This window comes from Streptomyces sp. NPDC045956 (genome assembly GCF_056430705.1).
In genome coordinates this window covers 357216-377952 of record NZ_JBWKKZ010000003.1, presented here as the reverse complement: position 1 = coordinate 377952, position 20737 = coordinate 357216, and the positions used below count along the sequence as shown (strand labels likewise).

General features: G+C 73.2%; 20 protein-coding genes, 1 pseudogene and 3 riboswitches. Of the genes and pseudogenes, 11 read left to right on the top strand and 10 right to left on the bottom strand.

Annotated elements, in window-relative coordinates:
* Positions 1-75 precede the first annotated feature (75 nt).
* The 4 genes from AC07FV_RS10705 to pcaDC form a co-directional block, all read right to left on the bottom strand.
* Complete coding sequence (locus tag AC07FV_RS10705; protein WP_479086233.1) at positions 76-483, bottom strand: DUF6278 family protein; 408 nt, start codon at positions 481-483, stop codon at positions 76-78.
* Positions 484-611: 128 nt separating this feature from the next.
* Entirely contained in the window at positions 612-1391 is a 780-nt protein-coding gene (locus AC07FV_RS10700) for an exodeoxyribonuclease III (RefSeq protein ID WP_383639517.1), read from the bottom strand.
* Between the two features lie 63 nt (positions 1392-1454).
* Positions 1455-2090 (bottom strand): MBL fold metallo-hydrolase, encoded by a 636-nt coding sequence (locus AC07FV_RS10695; RefSeq protein WP_479086230.1) that lies wholly within the window; start codon positions 2088-2090, stop codon positions 1455-1457.
* A gap of 64 nt (positions 2091-2154) precedes the next feature.
* Positions 2155-3543 (bottom strand): bifunctional 3-oxoadipate enol-lactonase/4-carboxymuconolactone decarboxylase PcaDC, encoded by a 1389-nt coding sequence (gene pcaDC, locus AC07FV_RS10690; protein ID WP_479086228.1) that lies wholly within the window; start codon positions 3541-3543, stop codon positions 2155-2157.
* 670 nt (positions 3544-4213) lie between these two features.
* Here pcaDC and AC07FV_RS10685 point away from each other — a divergent pair.
* Positions 4214-4944: pseudogene (locus tag AC07FV_RS10685) on the top strand (class I SAM-dependent methyltransferase).
* Positions 4945-5354: 410 nt separating this feature from the next.
* Here AC07FV_RS10685 and AC07FV_RS10680 read toward each other — a convergent pair.
* Complete coding sequence (locus AC07FV_RS10680) at positions 5355-6332, bottom strand: LysR family transcriptional regulator (protein ID WP_479086645.1); 978 nt, start codon at positions 6330-6332, stop codon at positions 5355-5357.
* 39 nt (positions 6333-6371) lie between these two features.
* Between AC07FV_RS10680 and AC07FV_RS10675 the strand changes: the two genes are divergently transcribed.
* The 4 genes from AC07FV_RS10675 to AC07FV_RS10660 all read left to right on the top strand — a co-directional run bounded on the left by AC07FV_RS10675 (position 6372) and on the right by AC07FV_RS10660 (position 9736).
* On the top strand, positions 6372-7310 hold the full coding sequence (locus AC07FV_RS10675) for a serine hydrolase (RefSeq protein ID WP_479086226.1): 939 nt from the start codon (positions 6372-6374) through the stop codon (positions 7308-7310).
* A 146-nt stretch (positions 7311-7456) separates the two neighbouring features.
* Positions 7457-8422, top strand: a complete 966-nt coding sequence (locus AC07FV_RS10670; RefSeq protein ID WP_479086644.1) for an MBL fold metallo-hydrolase — start codon at positions 7457-7459, stop codon at positions 8420-8422.
* A gap of 409 nt (positions 8423-8831) precedes the next feature.
* Complete coding sequence (locus AC07FV_RS10665) at positions 8832-9065, top strand: hypothetical protein (RefSeq protein WP_479086224.1); 234 nt, start codon at positions 8832-8834, stop codon at positions 9063-9065.
* Entirely contained in the window at positions 9062-9736 is a 675-nt protein-coding gene (locus AC07FV_RS10660; RefSeq protein ID WP_479086222.1) for a precorrin-8X methylmutase, read from the top strand. The genes AC07FV_RS10665 and AC07FV_RS10660 overlap by 4 nt, the downstream gene beginning before the upstream one ends.
* A gap of 103 nt (positions 9737-9839) precedes the next feature.
* On the opposite strand, the gene AC07FV_RS10655 is transcribed toward AC07FV_RS10660, so the two are convergent.
* Positions 9840-10628, bottom strand: a complete 789-nt coding sequence (locus AC07FV_RS10655) for a cobalt-precorrin-6A reductase (RefSeq protein ID WP_479086220.1) — start codon at positions 10626-10628, stop codon at positions 9840-9842.
* Between the two features lie 39 nt (positions 10629-10667).
* Here AC07FV_RS10655 and AC07FV_RS10650 point away from each other — a divergent pair, with 39 nt between their 5' ends.
* The gene (locus tag AC07FV_RS10650; protein ID WP_479086218.1) at positions 10668-11804 is read left to right on the top strand and encodes a cobalt-precorrin-5B (C(1))-methyltransferase; all 1137 of its coding nucleotides are present in this window, start codon (positions 10668-10670) and stop codon (positions 11802-11804) included.
* Here the strand turns inward: AC07FV_RS10650 and AC07FV_RS10645 are convergent.
* The 4 genes from AC07FV_RS10645 to AC07FV_RS10630 all read right to left on the bottom strand — a co-directional run bounded on the left by AC07FV_RS10645 (position 11801) and on the right by AC07FV_RS10630 (position 14704).
* On the bottom strand, positions 11801-12154 hold the full coding sequence (locus AC07FV_RS10645) for a glyoxalase superfamily protein (RefSeq protein ID WP_479086216.1): 354 nt from the start codon (positions 12152-12154) through the stop codon (positions 11801-11803). The genes AC07FV_RS10650 and AC07FV_RS10645 overlap by 4 nt on opposite strands.
* Positions 12155-12336: 182 nt before the next feature.
* On the bottom strand, positions 12337-13020 hold the full coding sequence (locus AC07FV_RS10640) for a (2Fe-2S)-binding protein (RefSeq protein WP_479086214.1): 684 nt from the start codon (positions 13018-13020) through the stop codon (positions 12337-12339).
* 37 nt (positions 13021-13057) lie between these two features.
* Positions 13058-13462, bottom strand: coding sequence for a (2Fe-2S) ferredoxin domain-containing protein (locus AC07FV_RS10635; RefSeq protein ID WP_479086212.1), 405 nt, complete (start codon positions 13460-13462; stop codon positions 13058-13060).
* Between the two features lie 46 nt (positions 13463-13508).
* Positions 13509-13687: riboswitch (cobalamin riboswitch) on the bottom strand.
* 33 nt (positions 13688-13720) lie between these two features.
* Positions 13721-14704, bottom strand: a complete 984-nt coding sequence (locus tag AC07FV_RS10630; protein ID WP_479086210.1) for a ferric reductase-like transmembrane domain-containing protein — start codon at positions 14702-14704, stop codon at positions 13721-13723.
* Between the two features lie 207 nt (positions 14705-14911).
* A riboswitch (cobalamin riboswitch) is annotated at positions 14912-15143 on the top strand.
* Between the two features lie 118 nt (positions 15144-15261).
* Between AC07FV_RS10630 and AC07FV_RS10625 the strand changes: the two genes are divergently transcribed.
* The 5 genes from AC07FV_RS10625 to AC07FV_RS10605 are packed head-to-tail and all read left to right on the top strand — an operon-like array spanning position 15262 to position 20493.
* Positions 15262-16248, top strand: a complete 987-nt coding sequence (locus tag AC07FV_RS10625; RefSeq protein WP_479086208.1) for a GHMP family kinase ATP-binding protein — start codon at positions 15262-15264, stop codon at positions 16246-16248.
* The gene (locus AC07FV_RS10620; protein WP_479086206.1) at positions 16245-17267 is read left to right on the top strand and encodes a cysteine synthase family protein; all 1023 of its coding nucleotides are present in this window, start codon (positions 16245-16247) and stop codon (positions 17265-17267) included. Before AC07FV_RS10625 ends, AC07FV_RS10620 begins: the two co-directional genes overlap by 4 nt.
* A complete protein-coding gene (locus AC07FV_RS10615) occupies positions 17264-18514 on the top strand; it encodes an ATP-grasp domain-containing protein (RefSeq protein ID WP_479086204.1) in 1251 nt (416 codons plus the stop codon). Before AC07FV_RS10620 ends, AC07FV_RS10615 begins: the two co-directional genes overlap by 4 nt.
* A complete protein-coding gene (locus AC07FV_RS10610) occupies positions 18507-19775 on the top strand; it encodes an MFS transporter (RefSeq protein ID WP_479086202.1) in 1269 nt (422 codons plus the stop codon). The genes AC07FV_RS10615 and AC07FV_RS10610 overlap by 8 nt, the downstream gene beginning before the upstream one ends.
* Positions 19744-20493 carry a class I SAM-dependent methyltransferase gene (locus AC07FV_RS10605; RefSeq protein WP_479086200.1) on the top strand — a complete coding sequence of 250 codons (750 nt, stop codon included), beginning with the start codon at positions 19744-19746 and terminating at the stop codon, positions 20491-20493. The genes AC07FV_RS10610 and AC07FV_RS10605 overlap by 32 nt, the downstream gene beginning before the upstream one ends.
* A gap of 56 nt (positions 20494-20549) precedes the next feature.
* A riboswitch (cobalamin riboswitch) is annotated at positions 20550-20727 on the top strand.
* Positions 20728-20737 lie beyond the last annotated feature (10 nt).

Sequence of the window (20737 nt, the reverse complement as noted above, 5' to 3'; positions counted from 1 at the left end):
ACGGACGACGGGCGCGCCAACGACACGCACCTTTCGGGCATTAGCCCTATTTACGGCGCTTTTACGGCAGAAGGGTCACGTCTCCGCGACTTCGCCGTACAGCTGCGAGAGTTCGGGGACGCCGTCCGCCGCCCATGCCTGGCCCGACGCCACCACGTCGAACTCCCGGCCGGAGGCGAGGCGGACGACGGGCTGGCCGTCGGACCGGATGGACCAGGCGGCGCCGGGCACGGTGCGCACGATCACGGTGCCGAGGTACAGACCGGCGTCGTTGCCGAGCCAGGTCAGGATCTCCTCGTCGCTGCGCCAGCGGGGCAGCACCTGGTCGAGCTGTTCCAGGGAATCCGCCGAGTCGTCGAGCCGGACACCCTCCCGTGAGGCCTGCGAGCGCAGCAGGTCGCAGTCGGCGAGCAGCTCGCCGATGCCCTCGGCGTCATGCACGCGCGGGTCTTCGCGCCGTCGACCCAGGAAGGGGATGTTCATACGTCCACACTGTCATTCGTACCGCCGTATGCACCACAGGGCACGCAGGACGGACGTCGGCCGGGAGGGACGGGCGGGGCGCCGGGGCGGGCGAGCACGCGACCGCGGGGCGGGGAGGGGAGCGGCGCCTACACGTCCAGGTCCACCACGACCGGGGCGTGGTCGGAGGCTCCCTTGCCCTTGCGCTCCTCGCGGTCGACGTAGGAGTCGGTGACGGCCTTGGCGAAGGGCTCGTTCCCGTACACCAGGTCGATGCGCATGCCGCGGTTCTTGGGGAAGCAGAGCTGCCGGTAGTCCCAGTAGGTGAAGGGGTGGTCGTACTTCAGGGGGCGCGGGACCACGTCGGTCAGGCCGGTGCCGCGCAGGGAGGCGAGGGCGGCGCGCTCGGCGGGGGTGACGTGGGTGGAGCCCTCGAAGGCGGCGCGGTCGTGGACGTCCTCGTCGGTCGGCGCGACGTTGTAGTCGCCCATCACCGCGAAGGGGCGGTCGCCGGCGGCGTCACCCTCGACGGCGGCGCGCAGGGCCTCGAACCACTGGAGCTTGTAGGCGTAGTGGGGGTGCTCCACCTCGCGCCCGTTCGGCACGTAGACCGACCAGACGCGGACCGGGCCGCAGGTGGCGGAGATCGCGCGGGGCTCCTGGACCCCCTCGTAGCCCGGGTCGCCCGGCAGGCCCTTGACCACGTCCTCGAGGCCCACACGGGAGAGCACCGCCACGCCGTTCCACCGGCCGGTGGCGTGCACGGCCGCCTCGTAGCCCTTCTCCCGCAGCTCGTCGAAGGGGAACTGCGCCTCGGCGACCTTGGCCTCCTGGAGGCAGAGCACGTCGGTGCCACTGCTCTCCAGCCAGGCGAGCAGCCTCGGCAGGCGGGCGGTGATCGAGTTCACGTTCCAGGTCGCGATGCGCATGTCCCCCAACCTACCGGGCGCCACTGACAACCCCGGTCGCCCGGGAGTCCCCGGTCGCCGTGCTCACACCCGCGCGGACTCCCCCGGGGTCAGCCGCAGGTGCTCCGAGCCGCCCAGCTGACCGATCTGCCGGTCGTAGATCGGCCGGGCGAGGTCGGTGAGCAGGGCGTCGTGGATGTCGTAGGCGCGCCGCGGCCTCACCTCGCGGACGTAGTCGATGACCTCGGAGATCTTGTTCCAGGGCGCCATGACGGGGAGCATCAGCGTCTCGACCGGACGGCCGGGGACGGTGAGGGCGTCGCCGGGGTGGAAGACCTTGCCGCCGTCGACGAGGAAGCCGACGTTGGTGACGCGGGGGAGGTCCGGGTGGATCACGGCGTGCAGCTCGCCGTGGACCTCCACGTCGAACCCGGCGGCGGTGAAGGTGTCACCGTGCCCGACGGTGTGCACGCGTCCGGGGAACGCCGCCGAGATCTTCTCCGCGACCGACGCCAGGGTCCAGATCCGGGCGGCCGGGTTGTGCTCCATCGCGGCCCGCAGACGCGCCTCGTCGAAGTGGTCCGGGTGCTCGTGGGTGACGAGCAGGGCGTCCGCGCCGAGGGCGGCGTCCTCCTCGCTGAACCCTCCGGGGTCCAGGACGAGCGTCCGCCCGTCCTTCTCCAGGCGGACGCAGGCGTGCGACTTCTTGGTCAGCTTCATGACTCCATCCTGCCGCCGAACCCGGGCCGGCGGCGGGGTGGGGCTCGCTCGGGCGGGACGGGGCTCACTCGGGCGGGGTGGTCTCCTCCCGCACGACCTGCTGCGCCACCCGGAAGGCCCTGCTCGCGGCGGGGGTGCCGCAGTAGACGGCCGTCTGCAGCAGCACTTCCCTGATCTCCTCCGGGGTGAGGCCGTTGCGCAGGGCTGCCCGCAGGTGCGGCGCCAGTTCCTCCCAGTGACCGCCGGCGACGAGGGCCGTCAGGGTGACGCAGCTGCGGGTACGCCGGTCCAGGCCCGGGCGGTCCCAGATCTCGCCCCAGGCGTACCGGGTGAGGAGTTCCTGGTAGTCCCCCGAGAACGCGTCGGCCTGCGCCAGCTCCTGGTCGACGTGCGCGTCGCCGAGCACTTCCCGGCGCACCTTGATCCCCGCGTCGTAGGGGTCGGGCCGCCCCTGTGCCGGGGCCTGCGGGGGCACGACGGGCGGCGCGATCTCGGCGATGGGCACGACGGCCTGCGGCGGCGGGGCCATGGCCGGCTGGACGGGGGCGGCGGAGAAACCGGGCGCGCCGGGCACGGCCCCGGGTACGACGGGGTGGGCGGCGGGTCCGACGGGCTGGGCGGCGGCGCGGGCGGCCGGGACGGCGATCTGGCCGGTGGAGGCGTCGTGGGCGCTCTGCCAGGCGGTGTCGAAGTGCCGGACCAGCAGGTCGGTGACGGCCGCGGGCTGCTCGACCGGGACCAGGTGGGAGGCGCCGGGGACGACGGCGAGCCGGGCGTCCGGGATGCCGGCGACCAGGGTGCGGGCTTCCGCGGGGCCGGTGACCTGGTCGTCGGAGCCGACGAGGACCAGGGTCGGCACGCCGACCTGCCCCAGCTCACCGCGCACGTCGAACGCGGCGAGCGCCTCGCAGGCGGCGATGTAGCAGCCGGGGTCGGTGGTCCGCACCATCTGCACGGCCCACTCGGTGATCGCCGGCTGGGCGGCGGCGAACCCTCCGGTGAACCAGCGCTCCGGGGCGCTGCGGGCGATGGGGTCGAGCCCGTTGGTACGGACGATCACACCGCGCTGGCGGAACTCGTCGGCGGTCCCGAACCTCGGCGACGCCGCGATCAGCGCGAGCGAGGCGAGGCGCTCGGGGTGCCGCAGCGCCAGCTCGATACCGAGGGCGCCGCCGAACGCGCAGCCCGCGTAACCGAAGCGCTGCACGCCGAGCCCGTCGAGGGTGGCCAGCAGACGCGTGGCGAGCTCGGCGACGGAGCCCGACGGGTGGGCGGGGGCGCCCCCGTGCCCGGGCAGATCGAACCGGAAGACCCGCCACTGCTGCGCCAGCTCGGGCACCTGCCGGTCCCACATGTGCCAGGTGGTGCCCAGTGAGGGACCGAGGATCAGGACCGGGGCCTCTTCTGGCCCGTCAAAGCGGTATTGCAGGGTGTTCGACGGTGTCTCACTCACGCCCCGCACCCTCTCACGTCTCACGAAATCTCACACAGCCGGGGGAAGCCGGCTGACCCGATGCATCCGCGGCTCGGCCCGTCGATGCACTGCCGACGGCCTCATCGATCGAATCCGAGCCTCTCAGGGTGCACGGGCGCCCTTGACGCAGCGTGTCCTGCTGGCCGCGCTCGCGTCCGGTCCGCACATCGACGCGCTGCTTCTTCGTCAGCACAGTTGCTGACTGTTCCCAGTCCGCGGCAAAGCTTGTGGCACCGTCCCGAAGGCCGGGACGAGGCGGCAAACCGTTCGGCCACTCCGATCAGCACCTGAGACACCCTGGGATACGTCGCCGGCCTCACGCGCGACCGTTCGGCTCACCGTGCAGGCCATCCCATGTGCCGACGGCTTCGGGGAGGTCTTCCACATCGGGCTTCACGTACCACTTCTTCGTGGTCTCCACGTTCGTGTCCCGGCCCACCGGGCGAGGATGCGGTCCGACACACCGGTGTGGGCAAGGCCAGGTGAGCTGCCGACGCCCGCTGGTCTCTTCCGTCTTGCCCCGCCCCATGCCCGCACCTTGCGGCCCGGGGGCATGACCGTGGCGTGAGGGTAGCTCCCGATGCCGTCTGCGGGGCTCGAAACGTGTTACGCGGGTGCACGCGGGATCGGAGGCAGCCAGTCATTCGGAGTGGACGCCGAACGCTACGACCGCGCCCGACCGCCTTGTCCCCAGGCTCTGGTGGACAGGATCGTCGCGACAAGCCCCGGCCGGCACGTCCTCGACGTCGGAGCCGGGACCGGCATCGAGGCCCGGCAGTTCCAGGCGGCCGGCTGCACCGTGCTCGGTGTCGAACCCGACGAACGGATGGCCGCCCTCGCGCGGCGAAGCCGCATCGAGGTCGAGGTCGCCAGGTTCGAGGACTGGGAGCCGTCCGGACGACAGTTCGACGCGGTCATCGCCGGCACCGCCTGGCACTGGGTGGACCCCGTCACCGGCGCGGCCAAGGCGGCCCAGGTACTCAGGCCCGGCGGCCGACTCGCTCCCTTCCATCACGTCCCCCAACTCCCGGCCGAGGTGATCGCCAACGGGTCGCCCCCGGTTCCCTGTTCAATCCCGGCCTGCTGAGAGGCTCGGCCGTGGACGCCTACCAGCCACTGTTCGCGAGAATCGCCGACGGCATCCGGCGGACCGGCAGCTTCAGCGAGCCCGAACAGTGGCGCTTCACCTGGGAGCGCACCTACTCCCGAGAGGAGTGGCTCGACCAGCTCCCCACCTTCGGCGGCCTCACTCAACTCCCCGCAGACAAAATGGCGGAGGTCCTGAACAGCGCCGGGTCAGCGATCGACAAGCTCGGCGGCCACGCCACCATGCCCTACACATCCGTCGTGATCACCTCCACCCGCTCCCCCACGGCCTGACCACCGCACGTTTCGGGCGTCGCCGGGCACTAGCAGTCCGAGGCAGGAAGACGGCGTCGCAGAGCCCTGAGCCTGGCCCGTTGCTCGCGAGATCACCGCTCCGCTGGGCCGTACGCCGGGACCCTGACGCAGTGCGCAGGACCTGGGTCCGGTACGGCTCGTGCCCGCCTCATCCGAGCGACCAACAGTCAGGGCATCCGCAGGCGCGACCACTTCGACCCGCGGGACCGCTTCATCGCCCGCGGGGAATCGAGTTCCGGACCCTTCCCCGCCGTCCCTGCGGCGTCACCCCTCCCCCATCGACGTGCGTGTACGCGGAGAGGCGCAGAAACCGGGAGCCGCATCTCGCAGGCGTCGGCTCGGAGGCCGGCCGGCGCGGCTGCCTTCCCCGCGCCCCTCCGAGATACCGCCTACGCACGCGAGGCTGCCTCGTCGTACACCACCGCCCATGGGCGGGGCGGCTCGGAATCCGCGGGCGCGTCGTCGTGGCGGTGCGGGACCGCCGGGCGATCGCGGGCGAGTACGTCGGCCGCGAGTTCGGCGAAGTGCGGGGCTGCCGGGTGGGAGGACCGGGCGGTGGACCAGACTCCGCTGGTCCGCTGGGTGAGGGGGCGGCCTGCCAGCGGTCGCCAGACGACGCGAGGCTCCTTGCCGGCCACCGGCCCCTGATCGAAGGCGATGCCGTGCCCCGCGGTGACGAGGGCCAGCAGGAGTTCGGGGCGTGCGGCATGCCGCAGCCCGGTGGGAACGAAGCCCCCGGACCGGCAGGTGTCCAGAATCCGGTCGTACCAGCCAGGGGCCTGCGCACGGGGAAGGAGCACGAGGTCGCAACCGGCCAACTCGGCGAGCGCCACCTCCGGCAGCCGGGCCAGTGGTGAGACACGGGGCAGGACGACGCCGAGTTCCACGCGCACCTCCGGACCGAGACGGAGGCCGGTGACGTCCACGGGGTGGTGGACGAGGCCGACGTCGAGTTCGCCGGACGCGATCAGTCGCAGCTGCTCGTCGGTGGTGATCTCCTGGAGGTCGACGGACATGCCCGGATAGTGTTCCGCACATGCGCCGAGCAGCAGCGCCAGCGTCGCAACCGTCGTGCCGGGGGGCACTCCCGCGCGCAAGGTGCCCGCGTCGCCCTCCCCGGCGCGGCGGGCCAGCGTCCGCAACCGTTGCTCACCGAGGAGGAGTTCACGGGCTTCGTCCAGCAGCCCTGCCCCCGCGGGTGTCAGTTTCACCTGCCGACGCGATCGGTCGAACAACTCGGCGCCGAGCTCCTTCTCCAGCCTGCGCACCGCCTGGCTGAGGGGTGGCTGGGCCATGCCGAGCTGGTCGGCGGCCCGGCTGAAATGCAGCTCCTCGGCGACAGCGACGAAGATGCGCAGGTGGCGCAAGAGATCCACAGTCAGGGACTGTACGTGAGGGGCTGAGTGATGGTCGAGGATCGGATCCGTGAGGTCTTCGCGGGGGCGGGAGCCGAGGGGGCGTTGCACGCGGTTCCCGTCGGTGGGGCGCCGGGCCGCCTGCGGGCGGGCGACACGGCGGCCGCGGGTGAGCGGGCGGCGTCCGACGAGGTCGCCGTCGGCGCCGACGAGCCCGTCGTGATCGCCTCGCTCTTCAAGGTGTTGCTGGTCCTGGAGTTCGCGCGCCAGGTCGCCGCCGGTCAGCTCGACCCCCGTACCCGTGTCCGGGTCACCGCGGCGGACCGGCTCGGGGGCTGGGGTACGGCCGGCTGCGCGGACGATGTCGAGCTGTCCTTGCGCGACCTGGCTCTCTTCGCGATCTCGGTGAGCGACAACTCGGCGGCGGACCTGCTGCTGGCGCACGTCGGTCTGGACACGGTACGGCTCCTGGCCGAGGAGCTCAGCCTCGACCGGACCAGGATCGTGGGCGGCCCTCGCCATGTGCTGCGGTCGATGCTCGACGAGGTCGGCGCACGCGACGAGAGCGAGTTCGCCCTGCGCTACCCCGCGCTCCCGGAGGAGCGCAGGATACGGATGAGCGTGCTGGATCCCTCGCGGACCAACGCCAGCACACCCCGCGAGGTCACCCGGCTGCTGCGCCTCATCTGGCGTGACGAGGCGGGCCCGCCGCAGGCCTGCGCTCAGGTACGGCAGCTGATGTCCCGCCAGGTGTTCCGGCACCGGCTGGTGTCGGGATTCCCGGACGAGGTGACGGTCGCGGCGAAGACCGGCACCCTTCCCGGCCTTCACATGGAGGCGGGGGTCGTCCGGTATCCCGACGGCGACCGCTACGCGGTGTCCGTCTTCGCCCGCACGAGGGAACTCGCCGCATCACGTACGGCCGTCGACGCGGCGATCGGCACAGCGGCTCGGATCGCTGTCGACTCTCTCCGTCGCCACCATCGATGACCTGGCCCTATTCAGGAATGCATATGGGACCGCGGCGAATTCGATCTTGGACTGCGGCGGGAATCTCCTGGTCTCCTGGCCTCATGAGCGACGACACAGACACTCCCCGACCGAAGCGGCGCATCCGGGGTCTCGGCCGGCGCACGGTGCTGCGCGGCGCCGCGTTCGGCGCGGCCGCCCCGCTTCTCGCCTCCCCCGCCCAAGCCGCCGCCACCGCCGCGGCCCCGACGGCATCGCGGGCTGGTTCGACTTCCTTCCGCTGGCTGGGCACGTCCGGCTGGCGCATAGACGTCGAGGGGCGGACGGTGCTCTTCGACCCGTACCTCACCCGGTTCAAGACGGGCCTGTTCGACGGGAGTTTCGAGCCGGGTACGAAGCTGAGTTCCGATCCTCGACGGGTGCGGGAGCATGTCGGCCGCCCCGAACTCGTCCTGGTCAGCCACTCCCACTGGGACCACATCGCCGACGTGCCGTACATCGCCAAGGCCACCGGCGCCCGGGTCGTCGGCACGGAGACGACGTTTCACCTGCTGGTCGCCTTCGGCGTCGACCCCGGGCAGATCTCGGTGGTCAAGGGTGGCGAGGTGCTGGACTTCGACGGAATCACGGTCCAGGTGGTGCCGAGCCTGCACAGCCGCAACAAGCAGCACACCTACTTCGCTCCGGGAACCCTGCACGCGCCGCCGCGGACGGTTCCCCGTACCATCTCCGACCTGCCGGAGGGCGACACGCTCGCCTTCCAGGTGACGACCGGCAGTGGCGCGCCCTCGGCCTTCCTGATGGGGGCCAGCGACTTCTCCGAGCAAGCGGTCCAAGGACTCGGCCCCGACCTCGCAATGATCGCGGTGCCGTCCAGCAAGTCGACGTCCCGCTACGCGTCCCGGCTGCTGCGAGCACTCGGGCAGCCCGGCGTCGTCGTACCCGTCCACTGGGACAACTTCGAAACACCCCTGAGCCAGCCTCCGCGCCGGGACCCGGCGATGGACCTGGACGCCTTCGTCGCGCTGGTCCGACGGGAGTCCCCGGGGAGCCGGATCGTCGTCCCGGACTACCACACCACCTACGGCGAAGACATGCGGCCGAAGCCGCACCCCCACACCGAACAGCGGTGATCACCGCCTGAGGTGATCACCGCCTGAGGTGATGACCGCCTGAGGCACCGCCTGTCGTGAAGCGGTTCCAGGGCGACGCCGTGGTGACGCCGCGGTCTCCACACGCGGACCCGGGCCGCCCGCAGGACGCAGCGGCCCGGGTCCGCGTTCGGCGGAGGCCGGGGACCCCGGATGCCGGACGCTGATCGCCGCACGTCTGCCGGCCGGCGGCCGTCCTCCTCACCTCGACGGACCGCGCCGCACGCACGATCCGGCCGACCGGCCAGATACGGCACGGCAGTTGGCGGCCGGCAGCCGCAGAGGAAGCCGGAGCACCGGCACCGCGACGAACTCGCGTCGACCGCCCGGTAAGGGTCGCGGCGACAGGGCAGCGCGTACACCCGGTGTGACGGTCGGTATGCTCGCCGCCGTGTCCACACCTGCCGCGCCTCTCTCACCCCAGGCCACGACGGCTCCACTCGACCGCGACGACGCCTGCCCGGGGGCGCCGCGGCCGCACGCCTCCGACGAGGGCGCCCCGGCCCGGGTCCGCGTGCCCGGCCGTGCCCCCGCCGTCCGGCGGGCGCACGCCCTCGCGGAGGAGACCGCCACCCGGCCGAGCGGCCACCGCCCCGCCCCCGCCATGGCGGAGATCACCTCATGATCCGTACGACGACGACCGAGAGCAGCGAGATCAGCATCGTGCCCCCCTACGACTACGAGAAGGACGGCGCGGCCATCTACCGCCAGTCCTTCGCGACCATCCGCGCGGAGGCGGACCTGACGGCGTTGCCCGCGGGCGTCAGCCATGTGGCAGTCCGCATGATCCACGCCTGCGGCATGGTCGACCTCGTGCGCGACCTCTCGTACACCCCCGCGGTGGTGGCGCGTGCCCGCGAGGCCCTGCACGCCGGTGCGCCCGTCCTCTGCGACGTCCGGATGGTGGCCAGCGGCATCACGCGCAGGCGGCTGCCCGCGGACAACGAGGTGCTGTGCACCCTGTCCGACCCGGCCGTCCCCGACCTGGCGGCGAAGCTCGGCACCACGCGGAGCGCCGCCGCGCTGGAGTTGTGGCGCGACCGGCTGGAGGGGGCCGTGGTCGCCGTCGGCAACGCGCCCACCGCGCTCTTCCGGCTGCTGGAGATGATCGAGGAGGGGGCGCCCCGGCCGGCCGCCGTCATCGGTGTGCCGGTCGGCTTCGTCGGTGCGGCCGAGTCCAAGGACGCCCTGGCCGCTCACCCCTCCGGCCTGGAGCACCTGATCGTCAGAGGCCGTCGCGGGGGCAGCGCCATCGCCGCCGCCGCGGTCAACGCGATCGCGAGCGAGGAGGAGTGAGCGGCGGGCTGTACGGAGTCGGGCTCGGTGCCGGCGCTCCGTCCCCGAGGTCCGTGCACGTTGTCGGGATGGCCGGGGAAGAGGTCGTCCGGACGCCTCCCCGCTACCCGCAGACGTGAGGGCCGCGCCGCTCCGGGGACGGGCGGCGTGCGAGGATCTCGCGCACCCGGCGCACCGCCTGCTCGGGCTCGGTGACCTCCGGCACCCCTCGGGGCACCGGAGGTCTGCGTACGACGACCACGGGCACACCGGCCTCACGGGCGGCCGCCAGCTTCGGCGCGGTGGCCGCTCCCCCGCTGTCCTTGGTGACCAGGACGTCGATCCGGTGCCGGCGCAGCAGTTCGCGCTCCCCCTCGGGGGTGAACGGGCCGCGGTCCAGCAGGACCTCCGTGTGCGGCGGGTACGGCGCCTCGGGCGGGTCCACGGACCGGACCAGGAACCAGAGGTCGGCCAGGTCCGCGAAGGCGGCCAAGCCCGTCCGTCCGGTGGTCAGGAAGACCCGCCGGCCCAGGGAGGGCAGCAGCGCGGCGGCCCCCGCCAGGGAGCCGGTCTCGTGCCAGACGTCGCCCTCGGCCGGCTCCCAGCCGCGGCGGCGCAGCGCGAGCAGGGGAACATGTGCGGTGGCGGCGGCCCGCGCCGCGTGGAAGCTGATCGTGTCGGCGAAGGGATGAGTGGCGTCGATGAGCAGGTCGACCCGGTGCTCACGCAGCCAGGCGGCGAGCCCCTCGGCACCGCCGAAGCCGCCGACGCGCACCTCGCCGGGCGGCGTCCGGGGTGCGGACACCCGTCCCGCCAGGGAGGTGGTGACCCGCAGCCCCGGCAGCGGGTCGGCCGCGAGCCGTTCGGCGAGGCGGCGGGCCTCCGTGGTACCACCGAGGATCAGCAGGTGCACGACAGGTCCTTCATCCGAGTCCCTTCCTGGAAGTGAGGCATGAGCGGCGAGGCCGAGGGCGGTCGCAGCGCCCAACTGAAGCACACCGGGCTGCGCCCCGGCTGGACCACCGGTGCCTGCGCCACGGCGGCGACGACGGCCGCGTACACGGCGCTGCTCACCGGCGACTTCCCCGACCCCGTGACGATCACCCTGCCCAAGGGGCAGACCCCGGCGTTCGCGCTGGCGGCCGAGGAGCTGACGGAGGCGTACGCGACGGCGGGGATCGTGAAGGACGCCGGCGACGACCCCGACGTCACCCACGGCGCGCTGGTCCGGGCGACGGTACGGCGGTTGCCCGCGGGCTCCGGCGTCGTCTTCCGGGCCGGGCCCGGCGTCGGCACCGTCACCCGGCCCGGGCTGCCCCTGCCCGTCGGCGAACCGGCCGTCAACCCGGTCCCCCGGCGGATGATGCGGGAGCACGTCGCCCTCGTCGCCGAGCGGTACGGCGGCGGCGGCGACGTCGAGATCACCCTCTCCGTCGACCACGGTGAGGAGATCGCCCGGTCCACCTGGAACCCCCGGCTGGGCATCCTCGGCGGCCTGTCCGTCCTCGGCACCACCGGCATCGTCGTCCCGTACTCCTGCTCGGCGTGGATCGACTCGATCCGGCGCGGGGTGGACGTGGCACGGGCGGCCGGACGCACGCACGTCGCCGGGTGCACGGGGTCCACCTCGGAGAAGACGGTGGTCGCCGAGTACGGGCTGCCCGAGGACGCGCTGCTGGACATGGGCGACTTCGCGGGCGCCGTGCTGAAGTACGTACGGCGTCACCCGGTGGACCGGCTCACCGTCTGCGGCGGTTTCGCCAAGCTGTCCAAGCTCGCGGCCGGCCACCTCGATCTGCACTCCGCCCGTTCCCAGGTCGACCGGGGCCTCCTCGCCGAACTGGCCCGGCGCGGCGGCGCGGACGAGGCCCTGGCCGACGCGGTGGCCGGGGCCAACACCGGCCTCGCCGCCCTCCAGCTCTGCCAGGCCGCCGGGGTGCCCCTGGGCGACCTGGTCGCGACGGCGGCCCGCGACGAGGCCCTCGCGGTGCTGCGCGGGGCGCCGGTGAGGGTGGACGTGATCTGCATCGACCGCGCGGGCACGGTGGTGGGCCGCAGCACGGTCGCGGGACCGCGGGGCGCCGCCTAGGCGCCGACCGCGCCCAGGCGCAGGCGGTTGCCGTCCGGGTCGCGGAGTTCCAGCTCCCGCCCCCACGGCGCCTCGTCGGGGCGGACCCCGAACTCCCGGGCTACCGCGTCCAGGTCGGCGACCCTCATGTACACCAGGGTGTCCGGCCGCGCGTCCCCCTCGTGCTCCGACAGGTACAGCCGGAGGCGACCGCGGGCGACCTCGGTGAACACCGGGAAGCCCGGTTCGAACCGGTGCTCCCACTGCTGGACGAAGCCCAGCCTCGCGTACCACCGCACGGACACCTCGGCGTCGCCCACGCGGAGGATCGGGACGATCTCCTCGGCGGACGCGGAGTGGTCGGCAGACATGACGCTCCCGCTCGGACGAGTACAGGTGGCCGGCGCCGAACCGCTCGGCGCCCGGGGCCGTCCGGCCATGATCCCGCAGTACGGACACCCCCGTCTCCCGGACCTTACCTGCGGCCCTCGCCGAGGGCCCGCGAACGCACATGCGAACGTGGCCCGTCCAGAGACGAGGCCGGGGGACCGTCTCACGCCAGCCCGCAGTCGCCGCACTTCGAACCGGCCGGCGCCCGGTAGTAGAGGCAGCAGCTCCGGCGGCGGAACGTGAGGCCGGGGCCGGTCAGCACGCCGGTGCCCGCCAGGCGTCCGGTGTCCAGCAGCGCGGCCGTCAGATCGGTGAGCGGTCCGCGGACGGCGGGACGGAGCGCGAGCAGGGCCTGGGCGGCGCCGGCGAGCGCCGACGCCGAGTTGCCGTCCAGCAGACGCGGGGCGACCTTGACGCGCAGGCCGTGGGCCAGTGCCGACAGATGACCCGTCACCTGTTCGTACAGCGCGCGGACGGGATCGCCCTCGACCCGGTCGGCGTACCGGCCGGCCGGGCGGGGCAGCCGGAGGGCCGGTCCGTCGTCGGCCCGGTGCAGGCCGTCCAGGTCGAGGACGATGCCGTGCAGGACGGCGCAGGCCAGTGCCGGTGACCAGAGGCGGGCGGCGTGGCCGAGGTGGGCGATGGACACGTCGACGCGCGGCTCCCGGGTGCGGTGCCGGCGTGCGACGGCCGCGGCGAGGTCGGTGAAACCCGCCGCGTAGGAGCGGGCGACCGGATGCCAGCCGTCGTCCTCTCCGCCGACCCGCAGGGCGAAGAAGCCGCCGAGGCCCGTCACGTCGTGCAGGGCGGCGGTGACGGCCGCCGTCGAGGCGCGGGCTGCGTGCACGGTTGCTGTCCCTTCCTCCGGCTCCGCGTCCGTACGGTCAGAAGGCCGGGCGGCGGCGCGGTGGTGTGATGGCGTACAGGTCGAGGATGTCCGGCCTGGGCGCGACGCCCGGTCCGCCGGCGCGTGCCCAGGCGGCGATGTCCTCGGTCGCGTCCGGGTCGTTGACCAGCCCCAGCCAGACGGGCCGGGCCCCGGCGGCCCGGCCCGCCGCGGAGGGCTGCACGACGATGACGTTGGCCTGTTCGCAGACGTCGAGGCAGTCGGAGACGCGTACCGGTACCGCGGCGCGCAGGCGCTCGGTCTGGGCCGCGTGGTCCACGCCGGGCACTTTGCGGGTGCCGCAGCAGCAGTCGCGGCACACGACGACGCGGCACGGCGCGCGGCCGGTGGCCGTGGCGGTCCTCGCGTCGTCCGTCGTTCGTCCGGTCGGCGTTGCGGGCATGCGGTGCCGTCCCTCTCTCCGGGGAGATCCGCCCCGGTGGTCCGTCGAGGAGGCGACCGCGTGAGTCTCCTGGCTCTCGGGTCGATGCTCGTCCCGGCCTTCCCACCCGTCACCGGGCAGTGGCCTGTCGGGAGTCGCTCGCCGATCACAGTGGCGGGACCGCGCCGGATTCACACCGGCTTCCTCGTTCCGCCGTCGCCCTTGTCGACGGCCATCATCCCATCGCGGGACGGCGTGCCGCCCGCCGGGTGCCGGCCGTCAGTCCGTCTCCTGGGTGTGCGGGGCGGTCGCGGGCGGATCGGCCGGGCGGTCCCGTCCGCCGTCACGGCCCGACACCACCACGATGACCAGCCCGATGACGACGGCTCCGGCGACGGCCCGTCCCGCCGCCCGCACCCACCACCCCGGCCGGGTCGCGCCCTCGCCCAGGGAGTCCAGCCGCTCCGCCCGCCGGGCAGGTCTCATCAGGCGCAGCAACAGCAGGGCGGCGATGGGGAGTTGCAGCAGCCACAGGACGGTGCGCGGCCACTCCCCGTACCAGACGTTGGTGCCGTACAGCAGGGTGTGCCACACGCTCAGCACGTAGACGACGATCACGAAGCGGTGCAGGCGTCGCCAGGTCCTCGGTCCGAAGCGGTGCCGGACGTAGAACAGCAGCCCGAGCGGGACCGCCAGATACAGGGCGCCCTGTCCGATCGGGATGGCGATCCGGCCGGTGCCGGAGTCGTACCAGAGGGGGACGAAGCTGTCGGCGAAGCCCACCCACAGCCGCTCGGCCCAGTCCAGTGCCGTCTCGTAGCGCACGAGTTCCGCGGCGAACATCAGCGCGTGCGCGAACATCAGCGCCATCGTGGTGAGGCTCGTGGTGCGGTGCCAGCGCTCCAGCACCTGCCGGGAGACCGGCAGCCGGGCGGGGCGCGGCCCCGACAGCAACAGGCCGAAGATCACCGTGCACCAGGCCCACAGCAGTCCCGACCAGCCGAAGGCCTGGCTGAGGAGGTACATCCAGTAGGTACGGGCATCGTCCATGAACGGCATCACCGCGACGGTGTCCGAAGCACCCGACTCCATGCGCGCCCACAGCAGCACGAAGACGAGCGCCGTCACCACCACCGCCGCGGTGGCGTCCGGCACGGCGGAGCGAAGGTCGGCGCGCAGCGCGACGCGTTCCCCGGGAGGTCGCGGCGGTCCGGGCGGGGCCCCCACCGCCCCGTCCTCGTCCGGCCTGGTGTCTGACGTCATCAGGGGCCTCCCGGGCACGGGCCACCGCGGCAACGGTGTGCGTGTGTCGTGGGGCAACAAGTCTGGCTGATGGGGCGACGATGCTCAGAGGCGCGATCCGGCCAGAGCCGTCACGAGAACGGCACCTGGAGACCCACCTGTTTCTGCCTCCCCTCCACTTTCAAGACAACCGCCGGAGCCCTACTTTCGCGGGGGTGGGCCCGCCTCTACGCTGATGCACGCAGTCGGTTCGCGCCTCCCGTCCGCCCGGACGCCCGAAGCGTGACGCAAGAGGGAACCCGGTGCGAATCCGGGGCTGTCCCGCAGCGGTGAGTGGGAACGAGAGCCGTCGATGTCACTGGGCCCGTGTCAGGGCCGGGGAAGAGACGGCCGGTAGGTGTCCGCCCTTTCGGCGGACGTGCCCGCGAGTCCGAAGACCTGCCACTGTGCCCGCGTCCCGCGCGGGCTGTGCACGTGACCTCGTGGACTGGGTCGGCGGTATGGGCGGTCGGACGTCGTGCGTGTGACCGCGCCTCCCTCCCTGTCGGTGTGCAAGGCCCGGTACGGAGGAGGACGGTGTGCGGGATCCAGCCGGCTCGCGTCGGCCGTACCGGCCCCGGGCCGACGCGCCGTACGACGGACCCGGGCGCACCCTCCCCGGCCCCGCGACGGACGCCCCGGACCTGTCCGGCGGCACCGTGTCCGGTGTCTGCCACGGCACTCTGGGCGAGCTGTACCAGGGCCCGTTGCGCGCGGGCGCCGATCCCGAGATCGCGGTGGTGTCCTTCCCGGTGGACCGTCACTCCTGGGTGTACTTCACCCCGCGGACGGGGTCGGGGACGGCGGCCGGGGCCCCGCGGCCCTCGGCGCTGGGGGAGAAGGCGGCGACGGCGGCCCGGCTCTTCCTGGACCACTACGGCCTCTCCCTGCCCCCGGGTGACTGGCACACCCACTCCGAACTGCCGGTGGGCGTGGGGATGGCCAGTTCGACGGCGGACATCGTGGCGACCCTGCGCTGTCTGTTCCGCGTCTTCTCCCTGCCGTACGACGCGGACGTGGTCCTCGGCGTCCTGGCGGACATCGAGCGCGCCGACAGCGTCTTCCTCGACGAGTTCGCCCTGTATCTCAGCGGCCGGCACCGGGTGGTGCGGCGACTCGGTCCGGACCTCGGATTCCACACCGCGTTCGTCACGGAGCCCGGCACCGTGGACACCGCCGCCGTCACTCCCCTGCTGCTGGACCACTACCGGCGCCGCGGCGACGAGTACCAGCGGTGCCTCACCGATCTGGTGAAGGGCTTCGACTCGGGCGACCCGGCCGCCGTCGCCCGGGCCGCCACGGTCAGCGCCGCGCTGTCCCAGGAGGTGCTGCCCAAGGCGACCTTCCCCAGCCTGCGGGCCCGGCGCGAGCGGTTCGGCGCCGACGGCGTCTTCGTCGCCCACACCGGCTGCCTGGCCGGCTATCTCTTCACCTCGCGCCCCCGCGCCGAGGTCAAGTCCGAACTGTCCGCGTTCTTCCGCTCGCTCGGCCACCAGTGCACCTTCGCCCAAGGAGGCTACGGGTGATCCACCCCCACATCGCCGACGCCCTGAAAGTCCCCGACCTCGTCCGGCTCACCGACGGCCTGGTCCTGCTGCGGTTCGAGTCGATGAAGATCTACTCGGCGCTGGCCGCCGTCCGCCACCTGCTGGAGCGGGGCACCGTCCGTCCGGGCCAGACCCTGGTCGACAGCTCCAGCGGCATCTACGCCTACGCCCTCGCCCTGGCCTGTCACCGGTACGGCATGCGGTGCCACATCGTCGCGTCCACCACCGTCGACGCCACCACCCTCGCCCAACTGGAGATACTGGGCGCCGCCGTGGAGCAGGTCAGACCGTCGCGGAACCTCAAGCTCGACCAGGAACTGCGGGTGCGGCGGGTGCGCGAGATACTCGCCGAGCGGCCCGGACACCACTGGATGCGCCAGTACCACGACGACGTCCACTACCTGGGCTACCAGGAGGTCGCCGACCGGATCGCGGCGGACTTCCCGGGCGCGCCGCTGACCGTCGTCGGCGGGGTGGGCTCCGGAGCCTCGACCGGCGGCATCGTGGAGCGCCTGCGCGCCGCGGACCCCTCCGTGCGCCTGGCCGGGGTCCAGCCCTTCGGCAGCGTCACCTTCGGCAGCGAGGACCATCACGACCCGGAGGCGATCATCGCCGGCATCGGTTCGTCGATCGTCTTCGACAACGTCCGCCACCACCTCTACGACACCGTGCACTGGCTGGACTTCACCCACGCCATGTCGGGCGCCGTCGCCCTGCTGCGCGAACACGCGGTGTTCGCCGGGCTGTCCACCGGGGCCGGGTACCTGACGGCGACGTACGAGGCCCGCCGCCACCCCGACCGCGTGCACCTGGTGATCGGGGCCGACACCGGACACCGCTACGTGGAGCGCGTGTTCACCCGGCACGCCGAAGCGCTGGACCCGGCCGCGCTGAAACCCGTCGAGGTCCGCGCCCCGCAGGAGATGACCATGCCCTGGTCGAGGATGGCGTGGCAGCGCACCCCCTGCCCCGCCGGCCGGACGGAGAGCGCCGTATGACCGTGGCCTGCCTGGAGTCGCTGACCTTCGGCCTCGGCCACCTGGTCCGCGCCGCCGACCTGCTCGGCGAGCGGCTGCTGCTCCTCACCCGGGACCCCGCCTACTACGCCCACGAACTGGACCGGCTGCCCGCCGACGCCCTCGACGTCGTCGTGACCGACACCTTCGACGTCGACGGGGTCGCGGGTCTCCTCGGGCGCGAGCCGGGGCTGCGCGGCCTGATCAGCTCCACCGACACCTGGACCCTGGCCGGCGCGGCCCTCGCCGAACGCCTCGGCCTGCCCGGTCTCGATCCGGCCGTCCTGCGGCTGACCCGGGACAAGGCCGCCGTACGCGACCGGCTGTACGGCGCGGGTCTCACCCGCGCGAGGGCCTACGAGAGCGCCGAGGCGGACCGCGAGGCCCGCGGACCGCTGCTCAAGGAGGTGGGCCTGCCGCTCGTCCTCAAGGACACGGCGGGCACCGGGAGCCAGAACGTGTGGCTGGTCCGCGACGAGGGCGAGCTGGACGCGGTGCTGGCGCAGGCGTCCGGTCGGGAGCTGAAGGGGCGGTTGTTCGCCGAGCCGTACTTCAGCGGACCGGTGTACAGCGCCGAGACGCTCACCTGGGACGGCCGCACCCGGCTGCTGGGCGTCTCCAGTCGGCTCATGTCACCGGAGCCGCACTTCAGGGAGGAGATCACCGCCTTCCCCGTCGCCTTCCCGGGCCCGCTGCGGACATCGCTGGAGGGTTGGCTCGACCGGGTGCTGGCCGCCATCGGCTACACCGACCGGTTCGCGCACGTGGAGTTCGTGCTGACCACCGACGGCCCGGAGGTGGTGGAGGTCAACCCGCGCATCGGGGGCGCGCTGGTCGGGGAGGGCATGTGCCGGGCGCTCGGCGTCAACGTGTACGAGGCGATGATCGAGGCCGCGCTCGGCCACCGCCCGCGCCTCATGGACGCGGACCTGCCCGGCGGTCCGGCCGTCGCCTTCGTCCTCGGCTATCCGGCCGCACCCGGCGTCTTCACGGGCGTCGCCGGACTCGACCGGCTCGCCGGCATGCCGGGAACACCCGCCTGGTACCCGGTCAAGCGGGTCGGTGACCCCGTCGAGCACCTGGGCGACAGCCGCGGCTACGCGGGCATCGTCTACGCCGAGGCCGAGACCGCCGAACTCGCCACCCACCGCGCGGTGGCCGCCGCGGGCACCCTGCGGGTGCTCACCGATCCGTTCCCCGGGGCCGGCCGGGCGGCGCCCGGTGGGTGAGCGCACCACCCGGGGACCGGGACCGCGGGCCACGCTGTTCCCGCTCACCGGCCCCCTGCGGTTCCTGCTGCTCAGCTCGTTCCTCATTCCGCTCGGCAGCTTCATGGTCCTGCCGTTCATGTCGGTGTTCCTGCACGAACGGCTGGGGATGGGGCTCGGCACGGTCGGCGTCGTCCTGGCGGCGGCCTCACTCGTGCAGTTCTCCGGCGGCATCGTCGGCGGCGCCCTCGCGGACCGTATCGGGCTGCGCCGCACGATGCTGTGGGCCCTCGTCGTACGCACCGCCGGTTTCGCCGGGTTCCTGCTGGCCCTGCGCTGGCCGCCGCTGGCGGTCTGGGCGCTGGTCCTGACGTGCTGCGGTGCCGCGCTGTACCTGCCCGCCAACAAGGCCTACCTGGTGCACGGCGTCGACGACGAGCGCCGTCCGGCCTTCCTCTCGGCGGGCAACGCGGCACTCAACGCCGGGATGGCCGTCGGCCCGCTCATCGCCGGACCGTTCGTCCTGTCCTCGCCCGGCTGGCTCTTCGCGGCCGTCACGGCGCTGTTCCTGGCGGTCACCGTGGGACACGCGCGGCTGCCCGGAACGGGCGGGGCACGGACCACCGGGCCGGGCGAAAAGGCCGCCACGGGTCTCCTGACGGGCCTCGCACCGCTGCCGTTCGCCGCCAACGCGCTGGCCTTCTACCTCTACTTCCACTTCCAGCACTTCCTGGCGGTGTACGCCGTCGAGCGCGCCTCCGGCGCGTTCTACAGCGTGGTGCTGCTGCTCTGTTTCGCTCTGGTCATCGTCGTGCAGCCGCTCGCGTCGGGTCTGATCCGGCGCATGCCGTACGCCCTCGCCCTCGCGGTCGGCTTCACGGGTCTGGCGGCGGGCCTGGCCGTGCTGGCGGCCGGTACCCGGGCGGCCCTGCTGGCGGGCGGCGCGCTGATCACCCTGGGCGACATCGTGCTGTTCCTCAAGAACGACCTGGAGGCGCTGCGCCGCAGCCCCCGCTCCGACGCCGTCGTCTTCGGGCAGCAGCGGCTGGCCGCGGGCCTGGGCGCCTGCGCGAGCGGCGCGCTGGGCGGGCAGCTGTACGGCCTCGGCGAACGGGCCGGGCACACCGGCTGGTTCTGGCTGCTCGCGGCCGCCCAGTGCCTGCTGCTGCCCCCTCTGCTGCTCACGCTGCGCCGTCGCCCGGCGCGGCCCCCTGCCCCCGACGGCGACCACGAAGGAGCACTGACCCGCGATGACACGGACGGGCGGATTCCAGGACGATGACTTCTGGACCGAGTTCCACGACTTCCTCTTCTCCGAGCAGCGCTACGCGCAGGCCGAGGAGCTGCTCGACACCTCTCCCCTGCTCGCCCTCCCCGACGGAGCACGCGTGCTGGACCTGTGCTGCGGGCCGGGTGTCTTCACCGTGCCCCTCGCCCGCCGCGGGCACCGCGTGACCGGAGTCGACCTGAGCCCGGCCATGCTGGACCGGGCCCGCAAACGCTCCGCGGACGCCGGTGCCGACGTGACGTACGTGCGGGCCGACGCACGCGACTACGAGGCGCCGGGCGGCTTCGACGTCGTCCTCAACATGTTCACCTCCTTCGGGTACTTCGAGGACCCCGCCGACAACGCGCGCGTGCTGCGCACCATGTACACCTGCCTGGCGCCCGGCGGGGCGCTCGTCCTCGACCTCGCGGGGAAGGAACTCCTGGCCCGCAGGGTCACCCCGCCCAAGGTGGTGCGGCGGGGCGACGACCTGATGGTGCAGACCGACACCGTGCTGGACGAGTGGGCGCGGCTGCGCAGCGAGTGGGTGCTGGTCCGGGGCGACCGGGTGACCCGGGCCACCCTGACGTGGTTCGTGTACAGCGCCGTGGAGTTGCGGCGGATGGCCGAGGAGGCGGGGTTCGGCCGCGTGGAGGTCTTCGGCGGGTTCGACGGCCGCCCCTACGACGAGGACGCCGAACGGCTCGTCCTGAGGGCCGTCCGCGAAGGGTGAGGCAGGGGCAGGGCGTGCGGCCGGGAACCGCACGCCCTTTCGCCGTCGGCCGGGCGAAACGTAGGATCACCTGGTCATCGCCGCGACGGGAGACAGGAAGCCGGTGCGAATCCGGCACGGTCCCGCCACTGTGACCGGGGAGCGCCCCTCCGACACGCCACTGCGCACCGCGCGGGAAGGCGGGGGGAACGTCGATCCGGGAGTCAGGACACTGGTCCGTCGCGGGCCCGATCCGAGGAGCGCG